General features: G+C 30.7%; 9 protein-coding genes. 4 read left to right on the forward strand and 5 right to left on the reverse strand.

The genetic code is table 11. The features are described 5' to 3' along the window. Positions 1-14: 14 nt before the first annotated feature. From gldG to BUA86_RS01780, 4 genes are read right to left on the reverse strand one after another with little or no spacing between them, the layout of a single operon-like run. On the reverse strand, positions 15-1,685 hold the full coding sequence (gldG, locus tag BUA86_RS01765; protein WP_072929293.1) for a gliding motility-associated ABC transporter substrate-binding protein GldG: 1,671 nt from the start codon (positions 1,683-1,685) through the stop codon (positions 15-17). Positions 1,686-1,689: 4 nt separating this feature from the next. Further along, positions 1,690-2,418 (reverse strand): ABC transporter permease subunit, encoded by a 729-nt coding sequence (locus BUA86_RS01770; RefSeq protein WP_072929295.1) that lies wholly within the window; start codon positions 2,416-2,418, stop codon positions 1,690-1,692. Between the two features lies 1 nt (position 2,419). Next, positions 2,420-2,965, reverse strand: coding sequence for a CopD family protein (locus BUA86_RS01775; RefSeq protein WP_072929297.1), 546 nt, complete (start codon positions 2,963-2,965; stop codon positions 2,420-2,422). 42 nt (positions 2,966-3,007) lie between these two features. After that, a complete protein-coding gene (locus BUA86_RS01780; RefSeq protein WP_072929299.1) occupies positions 3,008-3,850 on the reverse strand; it encodes an SAM hydrolase/SAM-dependent halogenase family protein in 843 nt (280 codons plus the stop codon). Positions 3,851-3,917: 67 nt separating this feature from the next. On the opposite strand from BUA86_RS01780, the gene BUA86_RS01785 reads away from it, so the two are divergent. The 3 genes from BUA86_RS01785 (at position 3,918) to BUA86_RS01795 (ending at position 10,555) form a co-directional block, all read left to right on the forward strand. Beyond that, a complete protein-coding gene (locus BUA86_RS01785) occupies positions 3,918-4,892 on the forward strand; it encodes a PhoH family protein (protein ID WP_072929301.1) in 975 nt (324 codons plus the stop codon). Positions 4,893-5,051: 159 nt separating this feature from the next. Beyond that, the gene (locus BUA86_RS01790) at positions 5,052-7,670 is read left to right on the forward strand and encodes a T9SS-dependent M36 family metallopeptidase (protein WP_072929303.1); all 2,619 of its coding nucleotides are present in this window, start codon (positions 5,052-5,054) and stop codon (positions 7,668-7,670) included. Positions 7,671-7,930: 260 nt separating this feature from the next. Next, the gene (locus BUA86_RS01795; protein WP_072929305.1) at positions 7,931-10,555 is read left to right on the forward strand and encodes a T9SS-dependent M36 family metallopeptidase; all 2,625 of its coding nucleotides are present in this window, start codon (positions 7,931-7,933) and stop codon (positions 10,553-10,555) included. Between the two features lie 88 nt (positions 10,556-10,643). Here BUA86_RS01795 and BUA86_RS01800 read toward each other — a convergent pair whose 3' ends face one another. Further along, on the reverse strand, positions 10,644-12,170 hold the full coding sequence (locus BUA86_RS01800; RefSeq protein WP_072929306.1) for a YifB family Mg chelatase-like AAA ATPase: 1,527 nt from the start codon (positions 12,168-12,170) through the stop codon (positions 10,644-10,646). Between the two features lie 105 nt (positions 12,171-12,275). Here BUA86_RS01800 and BUA86_RS01805 point away from each other — a divergent pair, with 105 nt between their 5' ends. Continuing rightward, positions 12,276-12,749, forward strand: coding sequence for a cytidine deaminase (locus BUA86_RS01805; RefSeq protein ID WP_072929309.1), 474 nt, complete (start codon positions 12,276-12,278; stop codon positions 12,747-12,749). The last annotated feature ends 25 nt before the right edge of the window (positions 12,750-12,774 follow it).

Genomic DNA, 12,774 nt, shown 5'->3' on the forward strand with positions numbered 1-12,774 from the left:
CTCGAATAAAATATCTATTTAGCGTATTTCTTTTTTCTTAACCAAAAACCTATTCCTCCTAATAACGCAATAATAGCAGTAGGAACGATAAGGTTAATCATTTGCCAAGTCGATTTCTCTTGTATAACAGCTGTTTCGCTTAATAAAGGAATTTCTAATTTTCTATTTCTTAGTGCTAAAAAGTCTGCATCACCCAATAAATAATCCATCGCATTCATTACAAATGTCTGATTGGCGTATGTTTTCGGCTTTCCATCTGGATTATCGGGACGTACAGAGAATTTATTTTCACCTAATTGCATTGGAACTCCACGCCAAAGCGAATTTTTTAAGACATCACCATCTGATATGACAATCATTTTTCCATCCACTGTTTTAGCTTTAAAATTCGGAAATTCTTTTCGCTCATAACGCATTGCATAAGCAGAATTAAAATTTCCTTCTAATAAAACAGCCATCGGAATTTTACCCATTCTGTATTCTTCAGGACTCTCTATATTAACCTCATCTAACTGAATGTAATTCATAGACGGTTTTAGTGATGTTTGCTCTGTCGTACTTAATAAAACAGTTTGTTTTATGTTAGGATTTTTAAGCAATTCTATTGGATTAGCAAACTGAAATAAAACGGGATCTATAGAGCTTGTAATAGGATTTTCTTCTCCTCTTACACCTAACTCAAAGTAAGGCCAATTGTAGTAATTGTAGCTTGTGTTTCCTGCAGTTTCTCCATCAGCTAAAACAATTTGAGCACCATTCATATCTTTAATAACTGCTGGATGGATACGAACACCGTAATTAAATAAGAAATCATTTAGTTTTAAATCTCTCGGAAAAGCAACTATTTTTCCACTACGGAAAATAGAATCCATTTCGGCATCTACGGTTTCAACAGCCATCATTAGTTTTCCTCCATTCATTACATATTGGTCCAATACCAACTTATCCATATCAGAAAAAGGTAATGTTGGTTTTGCAACAATTAATGCGTCAAAACGTTTTAAACTATCCAAATCAGAAGGCTGAAAAGATAAAGTTTTATTAACGATTGGATTAAGGTAAATTTCGGCATCATACTTTTCAGATAATGCGCTACCTAATCCTTGTATGTTAGCTTCTGGTAATTCGTCATGATGTACAACAAAGCCAATTCTTTTACGTTCGAAATTTGTTACTTTCTGAATTTTTTCTGCAAATAGATACTCTAGTTTTTCACTAGAAGCCAATGCTAATTCATTAAATGGAGTAGAAGGATCATTCACCAACACTTCCATATAAGTTGTTTTGTCTCCGTAAGTTAATTTAGCATAGGGATATACATTTAATAGACCTTTATCTGTTTTGATAGGAACTGCTGCTAATTGGTTTTGTTCCAATTCAGCTTGTCCTAAATCTAAAGGATCAATAAAAGAGTAACTGATATTACTATTTTTCTCTCTTAATTCATCTAATAAAAATTGAATTTCATTTTTCAGAATTCTATAATCTCCTGTTAAATCTCCACCTAAAAGAATTTCAATTTTTAGAGGCTGTTTTACATTCTCTACTAATTTTTCTGTTGTAGAAGTTAATGTGAAACGTTTATCTTTTGTCATATCAATTCGTGTATATACAAATTGACCAATGATAAAAATAACGAATAATGAAATGAAAATAATAAGATGTGATTTATTTAATTTCTTCATGCTGTTATTTTTTATTTTCGATATTAACGATTGTTAATTGGTTTAATAGACCAATTAAAATTAAAAAGTAAAGAACATCTCTTGTATCAATAATTCCTTTTAAAAATTGATTATAATGTGTAAAACTTCCCATTTTTTGTACATAAAAATCCATTGTACCAAATAAATTATAAGAAGCTAAACCTTCAAAACCATAAAAAATAATAAAACAAAAGAAAACGGCTAAAACATAAGCCATTACTTGATTTTTTGTTATTGATGAGGTAAATAATCCAATTGCTGCAAAAAGAGAACCTAAGAAGAAAAGACCTAAATATCCAGAGAAAATTGTTCCATAATCTAACTCTTGGTCTGGAATTAAAAACTCTTCTAACGTAAGTGTAAATAAAAACGTAGAAATTAAACAGAAAATAACAACCGATAAAACAGCAAAATACTTACCTAGAATAATCTGATTGTTTTTTATAGGTAATGTAAATAACCACAATAAAGTTCCATTAGCATGTTCTTCTGCAATTAATTTCATTGTTAATGCAGGAATCATAAATAAAAAAATCCAAGGACCAATAAAAAAGAAACTGCTTAAAGAAGCATTTCCTGTATTAAAAACATTAAACTCGTTATCAAAAAACCAAAGAAATAAGGTTGAAACGATGACAAATGTTGCCGCTGATAAATAAGCCGTTAAGCCTAAATAAAAATTGGAAAATTCTTTTTTGAAAATTGTCCACATATTATTTTTTATTATTTCTATTAATTAAACGAACAATAACCATAAGTAGTATTCCACAGCCAAAGAAACTAACAAAAGACCAATACCAATCTCTACCAAATTGTGTTTTTTGTATAACAGCAAATACGATAACGAAAAGTAAAATTGTCGCCAGCTCATTCATCATTCTAAGTTGAACAGAAGTGTATTTGTAAATATTTTTCTGAACTTGTCTTAATGTTCTCCAACACCAGAAATGATAAACCAATAATAAACTTACCATTCCTAATTTACTTTTCATCCAAGGAACTTGTAACAAGGCTTGATTTTTCATCAGCATATTTACTCCCATTACAATTAAAATAACAAGAGCAGGGGCGGTAATTACATTCCATAGTTTTTTCTCCATGTATGTATATTGCTCTTGCAAAATGCTTTTCTTAGGTTCTTCCATCTTCTGCGTTTCGGTATGATAAATCATTAACCGAACAATGTAAAATAAACCTGCAAAGTAACTGACTACAAAAATTACGTGAATTGCTTTGTATATTAAATAATTGTATGCCATATATAAATGAAAAACTTCTTTTTTTTAAACTATTTTTTAGCGTTAAATGTCAAACTCAATTGTGATTGTATCGCCCTTTTTTAATCCCATTAATTGATTTGCTGCTCCAGAAATTGTTGGATTACTTTTATAAAGAGTTACTTCTAAAAAGTTGGCAGAATTAAACAAACATAGTGTTCTACCAAAAGCTTGTACCTCTTTACTAAAATCTTGTACAACCTCATTATAATGATCGTAAATGATGTTGATATCAGTAATCGAAAAATCTTTTTGACGTAATAGAATCTTATATTTTCTATCTTGAGCAATCTCTTCAAAATAATCTTTTGAAATATTTGTTACTACATTTCCAAAATGATCAATATAAATAACATTTCCAATAATAAATTTTTCATCTCTATAAATTGGTTTCAGTTCATTTAATTGTTTTACTTCGTTTCGTTTTATTCCTAAAAGTGCAGGTACTCCTCCTCGTGCTAAATGACAAGCAATTGGTACAAAACAATTTTTCATAGGAAATAAACTATCCATTCCTTCTGGATAAGCAGTTATCTCGTAAATTTCTTCTGGATTGTATTCTTGACAGATTAGAGATAAAATCCCATTATCTGCACAAATAAAATAATAACCATTAATTAAAGCGCAAATAGGTTTCTGAAATGGAGTGCTTAATGCATTAACACCAATAATGTGAATGGTACCTTTCGGAAATTCTTCGTAAGAATTACGAATAATATATGCAGCTTCGGATAAATCGTAAGGGTTAACATTATGTGAAATATCAACAATTGTAACATCAGCCAATTCCTTTAGAATTGCGCCTTTAACGCTGGAAACAAAATAATCTTTGAGTCCAAAATCCGATGTTAATGTAATAATTGCCATTATTCTATAATAAATAGCAAATATATTGTTTATTTTTGTGATAAGTGAACCAAAAATACAACCACATTTGACAGAAATTAACATCGAATTAGCAGAAATTAATGCCCAAGATTTTTACGGCGCTAATAATGAACATTTAAAAAGGATAAAAGAGTACTATCCTAAATTAAAAATCATTGCAAGAGGAAGGCAGTTAACTGTCCTTGGAAATGAAGATATTTTGAAAGTTTTTGACCAAAAAATTCAAAAAGTCATTCAGCATATTCATAAATATAATCGACTTTCTGATCGTGAACTTGAAATTATTATGACAGAAGATAATAATGAAATGCTTCAGATGAAAAAAGAAGATGAAATTATTGTTCATGGAGTTAATGGGAAAATTATCCGACCGCAAACACCCAATCAACACAAATTGGTGCAGACTGTTTACAATAAAGATATGGTTTTTGCCATTGGACCAGCTGGAACAGGAAAAACTTATACTGCGGTTGCTTTAGCTGTACAAGCATTAAAAAACAAAGAAGTTCGTCGTATTATTATGACACGTCCTGCTGTAGAAGCAGGAGAAAATCTTGGTTTTTTACCTGGTGACATGAAAGATAAGCTTGATCCTTATTTACAGCCTCTTTATGATGCTTTGAAAGATATGATTCCGTTTGAGAAACTTTCTACTTATACAGAAAAAGGTGTAATAGAAGTTGCACCATTGGCTTTTATGAGAGGTAGAACATTAGACGATGCATTTGTTATCTTAGATGAAGCGCAGAATACTACTTATGCACAGATGAAAATGTTTTTAACGCGTATGGGAAAACATTCTAAATTTATAATTACTGGAGATCCTAATCAGGTAGATTTACCACCGAAACAAAAATCTGGATTAAGAGAGGCTTTAAATGTTTTACATGGTGTAAAAGATATTGGTTTTATTTATTTAGATGATAAAGATGTTGTGAGACATAAAATTGTTCGAGAAATCTTAAAAGCTTACAAAGTGAGTGAAGATAAAGAAAGAGAGAAAATAGATATAAAGAAATAGAAATTAAAAAATCCCCATTCAATACATTGAATGGGGATTTTTTAATTATCACTTAATTTTAATTTGTAAAAAATGTGTATTTAATATTTATGTTAACAGTTTATTATATTAACTTTAATATTATATTGATTGTTTGTAAAACTAAATTAATTAACACACATGAATAAAAAATCTACAACATTTAAAATGCTTATGCTGTGCGGATTTTTAGCGTTTAACACGCTTTCTGCTCAGAACTACGAAAATCTTATATCAGATTATTTATATTCTAATTCATCTAAATTAAAATCAGCATCCAATGCAAGTAAAGAATTTACGATAAGTAATATAGACCGTTCAGAAAGTATGAAGGCAGATGTTCTTCAGGTGCAACAAATGTATAATTCTATACCTGTTTATCAAGGTATATCTACTTTTCTGATAAAGGATAATCAAGTAGAATATGCAAATGAGAATTTTGTATCAAACTTTGATGCGTCTAAGACTTCCAAAAAAAGTAAATCCTCTATAGATGAAGAAAAAGTAGCTCAATCATTATTTCCAAAGCTACTTGCTAATGCAAATATAAAATCATCTTCAACCTATACGATTACTAAAACAAATAGTATTGAGAGTAATGTAGATAAAAAAATAATTTATTTTCCGAAAGACAATCAATTGATTTTGGCAATGGAATTTAACTTCGAAGAAGTTAATACATCAAACTATTGGCATATTTTAGTTGATATTGAGACTGGAGAAATATTACTAAAAGAAAACCTTACCGTTTTTTGCCAGTTCGATAAAGGAACATTTTCTCATGAAGATCATACACACAGTGTAACTACACTTCTAGAAAATAAAGCAAAACAAGAAGAAACGAACAATATTGCAGATGCAAGATATAATGTTTTTCCTTTTCCAATAGAAGCACCAACTTTTGGTAATCGTGCAATGGTTTCTGAGGATAGAACAATATCTCCAGACGGATGGCATTATGATGGTACAACTTCTTACACAACTACAAGAGGGAATAATGTATACACTTATGAAGATATTAATGGAACAAATACGGCATCTTATGTTACAGATGCAGGAAATTCTCTTGTATTTGATTATCCATTAGATATTAATTCTACTTTAGACACCTATAGAGATGCAGCTATTACAAATTTGTTTTATGCAAATAATAGAATTCATGATGTGTTTTACAAGTTTGGATTTACAGAAACAGCTCGAAATTTTCAGCAAAATAATTATGGATTTGAAGGAAGAGGTAATGATGCTGTTTTTGCCGAAGCCCGAGACGGGTACGGAAGAAATGATTCGGAATATTTAAATAATGCGAATTTTAGTTCACCTTCAGATGGAAGTCGTCCAAGAATGCAGATGTACGTATGGAACCCTATTTCACCTCCACAAAGAATAAGTTTTAACGCACCATCTGATTTAGTAGGTTTAAATATGCAAACACAAACTGCTAGTTTTGGACCTTATTCAACGGTAACACCAGTTGTTGGAGACTTAGTGAAGTCTGAACCAGCAAACGGATGTACTACGTTTACAAATGATTTAACGAATAAAATAGCTTTTGTAGAAAGAGGTACTTGTAATTTTACTGTAAAAGTTAAAAATGCTCAGGTTGCTGGAGCAAAAGCTGTTATAGTTTACAATGTAGATACTACTCAAGCATATGGGGGAATGGGAGGTACTGATGCTACAGTAACAATTCCATCTGCATTAATTACTTATCAAGATGGACAACGACTTTCTTCAGCTTTAAATTCAGGAACAAATGTTAATCTTACTTACCAAGATGATAAGAGTAAATATATTTGGATAGATGCTAGTTTAGATAATGGTATTATTATACACGAATATGGACATGGAATATCAAATAGATTAACAGGAACTGGTTCTGGTTGTTTAAATACCAATCTTAGTAATGAACAAATGGGAGAAGGTTGGTCAGACTTTTTTGCTTTAATGTTAACAAATAGACCAGGAGATAATGCAAGTGTAGCAAGAGGAATGGGAACTTTTGCTAATGCAGAACAACCAAATGGAGGAGGTATTCGTCCAGCAAAATATTCTCCAGATTTTGCAATAAATAATTATACTTATGGAAGAACAAATGGAATGACTACCACTAATGCTGCTGGGGCAACTGTACCTCATGTACATAGTATAGGTTTTGTTTGGGCAACCATGTTATGGGATTTACATTGGAAGTATGTAGATCGTTACGGTTATAGTTCTAACGTTCTTTCTAACCCAAATAGTGGTAGTGCAAAAGTTTTACAATTGGTAATGGATGGTTTAAAGTTACAATCATGTAACCCAACATTTATAAATGGTAGAGACGCAATTTTAAAAGCTGATGAGGTAAAAGGAGGAACAGATCGTTGTATGATTTGGGAAACATTTGCAAAACGTGGTTTAGGTGTTAAAGCTAGTGCAGGAGGTAAGACAGGTGTTGGAACAGGAATTAATGACCAAGTAGAAGATTTTACTGTGCCAGCAGATTGTAGTTTATCTACTCAAGAGGTTAAATTAAATTCAGATATTAACGTTTATCCAAATCCAGCTAAAAATGAAGTTACAATATCTTCTAAAACAATAAAAGATAAAGTAAATATTCAAATTTTTGATGTTACTGGAAGAAAAGTACTAGATGAAACAAAAGTTATTCTTTCAGGAGCTAACTTAGATACATCAAAACTTACAAATGGAGTTTATATTCTAAAATTAGATAGTAAAGAAGGTAGTTCTTCTCAAAAATTAATTATTAAGAAATAAGAAAAATTTTTATAAACCTAAAAGGCCATTCAATTGAATGGCTTTTTTTTATTTAGATGAAATTATTTTCCATAAGAAGGAATCATATGATTTAAAATTAATTTGAATATTCTCATAACAACAATCGTATTAAGATTTTTAAATTAAAAAGTATTTTAATTTATTAAGTGTTATTGTATTTAATGTTGATGCTAATTAAGTATTTATTTGTATTCATTTTAATGATAAATTATTTAGTTTTATTGTAAACTAATTTAAATATGAATAAAAAATCTACTACCTTTAAAGCGTTAACGCTATGTGGCTTTTTGGCGTTTACTCCCCTTTCTGCCCAGAATTATGAAAGCCTTATATCAGACTATTTATATTCTACTTCATCTAAACTGAAATCAACACCGTTTGCTAATAAAGAATTTACGATAAGTAATATTGATCGTTCCGAAAGTATGAAGGGAGATATTCTGCAGGTACAACAAACGTATAATTCTATACCTGTTTATCAAGGTATATCTACTTTTTTGATAAAGAATAATCAGGTAGAATATGCAAATGAGAATTTTGTATCAAATTTTGATGCGTCAAAAACTTCCAAAAAAAGTAAATCATCTATAGATGAAGAAAAAGTGGCTCAATCATTATTTCCAAAGCTACTTGCTAATGCAAAAATAAATTCATCTTCAAGTTACACATTTACTAAAGAAAATGATAATAAGAATTATGTTGATAAAAAATTGATTTATCTTCCGAAAGACAATCAATTGATTTTGGCAATGGAGTTTGATTTTGAGGAAGTCAATACGTCAAATTATTGGCATATTTTAGTTGATATTGAGACCGGAGAAATATTATTAAAAGAAAATCTTACCGTTTTTTGTAAATTCGATAATGGAACATTTTCACATGATAATCATTCACACGGTGCACCTACACTTTTAGAAAATAAAATAAATCGAGCTGAAACAAATAATATTAAGAATGTTGCAGGAGCAAAGTACAATGTTTTTGCTTTTCCTGTAGAAGCACCAACTTTTGGTAATCGTGCAATAGTTTCTGAAGACAGAACGATATCTCTAGATGGGTGGCATAACGATGGAACAACATCTTACACAACAACAAGAGGAAATAATGTATATGCTTATGAAGATCTTATGGGAACAAACTCACCATCTTATATTACAGATGCAGGTAATTCCCTTTTATTCGATTATCCGTTAGATATTAATTCTACTTTAGATACTTATAGAGATGCAGTTATTACAAATTTGTTTTATGCAAATAATAGAATTCATGATGTGTTTTATAAATTTGGTTTTACAGAAACAGCTCGTAATTTTCAGCAAAATAATTATAATAAAGGAGGAAGAGGTAACGATGCTGTTTTAGCAGAGGCAAGAGATAGTCATGGAAGAAATGATTCTAGATATTTAAATAATGCAAATTTTGCTTCTCCTGCTGACGGAATCAATCCAAGAATGCAAATGTATTTATGGAACCCTATTTCACCTCCACAAAGAATAAGTTTTAATGCGCCATCAGATTTAGTAGGTCTAAATATGCAAACCCGAACTGCTAATTTTGGACCGTATTCCACTGTAACGCCAGTTATTGGAGACTTAGTAAAGTCTGAACCAGCAAACGGATGTACTACTTTTACAAATGATTTAACGGACAAAATAGCTTTTGTAGAAAGAGGTGTTTGTAATTTTACTGTAAAAGTTAAAAATGCTCAGGTTGCAGGAGCAAAAGCTGTTATAGTTTACAACGTAGATGAGAGTCAAGGACATGTACAAATGGGAAGTACGGATGATACGATTATAATTCCATCTGCATTAATTACTTATCAAGATGGACAACGACTTTCTTCAGCGTTAAATTCAGGAACAACTATTAATCTTACTTACCAAGATGATAAGAGTAAATATATTTGGATAGATAGTAGTTTAGATAATGGTATGATTATTCACGAATATGGTCACGGAATATCAATTAGGTTGACAGGGAATGGATTTAATTGTTTGAATTCTAATCAAAGTAATGAACAAATGGGAGAGGGTTGGTCTGATTTTTTTGCTTTAATGTTAACAAATAGACCAGAAGATGATGCGAGTGTAGCAAGAGGGATGGGAACTTTTGCTAATGCAGAACAACCAAATGGAGGAGGTATTCGTCCAGCAAAATATTCTCCAGATTTCGCGATAAATGATTATACTTATGGAAGAACAAATGGAATGACAATAATTTCTGATGGTGTAACTAGGTCTAATTTACATCGCATAGGTTTTGTTTGGGCAACCATGTTATGGGATTTACATTGGAAGTATGTAGATCGTTACGGTTATAGTTCTAATGTTCTTTCTAACCCAAATAGTGGTAGTGCAAAAGTTTTACAATTGGTAATGGATGGTTTAAAGTTACAATCGTGTAATCCTACCTTTATAGATGGAAGAGATGCTATTTTAAAAGCTGATGAAATAAATGGGGGAGTAGATCGCTGTATGATTTGGGAAACATTTGCAAAACGTGGTTTAGGAATAAAAGCTAGTGCAGGAGAAAAGACAGGTGTTGGAACAGCAATTAATGACCAAGTAGAAGATTTTACTGTGCCAGCAGATTGTAGTTTATCTACCCAAGAGGTTAAATTAAATTCAGATATTAACGTTTATCCAAATCCAGCTAAAAATGAAGTTACAATATCTTCTAAAACAATAAAAGATAAAGTAAATATTCAAATTTTTGATGTTACTGGAAGAAAAGTACTAGATGAAACAAAAGTTATTTTTTCAGGATCTAACTTAGATACATCAAAACTTACAAATGGAGTTTATATCATTAAATTAGATAGTAAAGAGGGTAGTTCTTCTCAAAAATTAATTATCAAGAAATAAGAAAAGTTTTTATAAACGTAAAAGACCATTCAATTGAATGGTCTTTTTTTTATTTAGATGAAATTATTTTCCATAAGGAGGAATTAATTTACATCCACTGATTTCTATCCAAACTTCTGTATTGTATAGCCTCACTAATGTGTTTAGATAGGATATTTTCTGAACCTTCTAAATCAGCAATAGTTCTTCCAACGCGTATAATTCTATCATAAGCACGAGCAGAAAGATTTAATTTTTCCATCACAATTTTTATCAGATTTTTAGAATTATCATCTAAATTACAAAAGGCATCAAGCTCTTTAGGTCCCATTTGAGAATTATAATGAACTCTAGAATCCTTAAATCGTTTAGTTTGTTTATCACGAGCATTTATTACTCTATTGCGAATAACTTCGCTTTTCTCACCATTACGTTCTTTAGACAAATCATCAAAAGGAACAGGATTAACTTCAATATGTAAATCAATTCTGTCTAAAAGAGGTCCAGATATTTTATTTAGATAGCGTTGCATTTCAGAAGAGGTAGAAGTATTATTAGGATCATCCATAAAATAACCACTAGGACTAGGATTCATGGATGCCACTAACATAAAACTTGCAGGATAGTTAACTGTAAATTTAGCTCTTGAGATGGTAACCTCTCTATCTTCTAAAGGTTGGCGCATTACTTCTAAAACGGAACGTTTAAACTCTGGTAATTCATCTAAAAATAATACACCATTGTGTGATAAAGAAATTTCTCCAGGTTGAGGATAAGATCCTCCCCCTACCAATGCTGCATCAGAAATTGTCGAGTGCGGATTAATAAAAGGACGAACAGTTATAAGAGATTTACTTGCAAGTTTTCCTGCGACACTATGAATTTTTGTTGTTTCTAAAGCTTCATCAATTGTTAATGGAGGTAGAATTGACGCAATTCGTTTTGCTAACATTGTTTTTCCGCTTCCAGGAGGACCAATTAAAATAATATTATGTCCACCAGCAGCAGCAATTTCCATTGCACGTTTTACGTTTTCTTGTCCTTTTACATCAGAAAAATCGAAAGGATAGTTATTCATTTCATTAAAAAATGATTCGTTTAAATTAACTTGATGAGGTTTTAATTCTGTATCATTATTAAAATAGTCTACAACCTCTTTAATATTATCAACAGCTAAAACATTAATTCTTTGTACAACTGCCGCTTCATCAGCATTTTGTTTAGGTAGAATAATTCCTTCAAAACCTTCTTCTTTTGCTTTAATAGCAATTGGTAAGGCTCCTTTTATAGGACGTAGAGTTCCATCAAGCGATAACTCACCCATCATTACATATTTATCTATATTACTAGAATTAACTTGCTCCGATGCAGCCAATATTCCAATGGCAATTGGTAAATCATAAGCAGAACCTTCTTTTTGTAAATCTGCAGGAGCCATATTAATTGTTATTTTCTTTCCTGGTAATTTTAAGTTAGAATTTTTTAGTGCTGCATTTATTCTAAAATTACTTTCTTTAATTGCACTATCAGGTAATCCAACCAAATGATAGCCTACACCTTGGTCAATATTAACTTCAATAATTATTGTTTGAGCTGAAACTCCAAAAATTGCACTTGCAAAAATTTTTACCAACATATTATGTTTTTTTATAAATTTACTTCCTTTTTCTATTGTAGAAAATAGCTGAAAGGACTTAAGTATTTAATAATTAATTAAGTGACACTTATAGTATAATTCTATATGAAAAAAGAAAAATATTCCTTCGAATTTCATCGATTTGATGATAAGTCAGAATTAGGAAATGAACAAAAGAAAGTCGTAGATGAGGCTTTAGAGATTTCTAAAAAAGCTTATGCTCCTTATTCAACTTTCAAAGTTGGTGCAGCTGTTCAATTAGAGAATGGTGAAATTTTCTCGAGCTCTAACCAAGAAAATGCAGCATATCCAGTTGGTATTTGTGCAGAAAGAGGTTTATTAGCTTATGTTAATGCCAATTATCCTAACATCAAAATAGAAAAGTTAGCAGTTTCCACACCAAATGTAAATTTTCCACTACCTCCTTGTGGAATGTGTCGTCAATATATTTTAGAGATAGAAAAAAAACAAAAATCTTCTATAGAACTCATTCTATCGGGAAATGAAGGGGAAGTTTTTGTCTTAGAATCTGCAAAAGATTTACTCCCTCTACACTTTACTGATGAATTTTTAGGGTAGCAATTTTGTACACTAAATAGATTAG

This window comes from Chishuiella changwenlii (assembly GCF_900142565.1).
In the GTDB taxonomy this organism is placed as follows: Bacteria; Bacteroidota; Bacteroidia; order Flavobacteriales; family Weeksellaceae; genus Empedobacter; species Empedobacter changwenlii.

Bases quoted from the DNA above. Each gene is read 5' to 3' on its own strand.
- BUA86_RS01775 (WP_072929297.1), bottom strand. From the start codon at position 2,965: ATGGCATACAATTATTTAATATACAAAGCAATTCACGTAATTTTTGTA.
- BUA86_RS01800 (WP_072929306.1), bottom strand. From the start codon at position 12,170: ATGTTGGTAAAAATTTTTGCAAGTGCAATTTTTGGAGTTTCAGCTCAA.
- BUA86_RS01805 (WP_072929309.1), top strand. From the start codon at position 12,276: ATGAAAAAAGAAAAATATTCCTTCGAATTTCATCGATTTGATGATAAG.
- gldG (WP_072929293.1), bottom strand. From the start codon at position 1,685: ATGAAGAAATTAAATAAATCACATCTTATTATTTTCATTTCATTATTC.
- BUA86_RS01795 (WP_072929305.1), top strand. From the start codon at position 7,931: ATGAATAAAAAATCTACTACCTTTAAAGCGTTAACGCTATGTGGCTTT.
- BUA86_RS01770 (WP_072929295.1), bottom strand. From the start codon at position 2,418: ATGTGGACAATTTTCAAAAAAGAATTTTCCAATTTTTATTTAGGCTTA.
- BUA86_RS01790 (WP_072929303.1), top strand. From the start codon at position 5,052: ATGAATAAAAAATCTACAACATTTAAAATGCTTATGCTGTGCGGATTT.
- BUA86_RS01780 (WP_072929299.1), bottom strand. From the start codon at position 3,850: ATGGCAATTATTACATTAACATCGGATTTTGGACTCAAAGATTATTTT.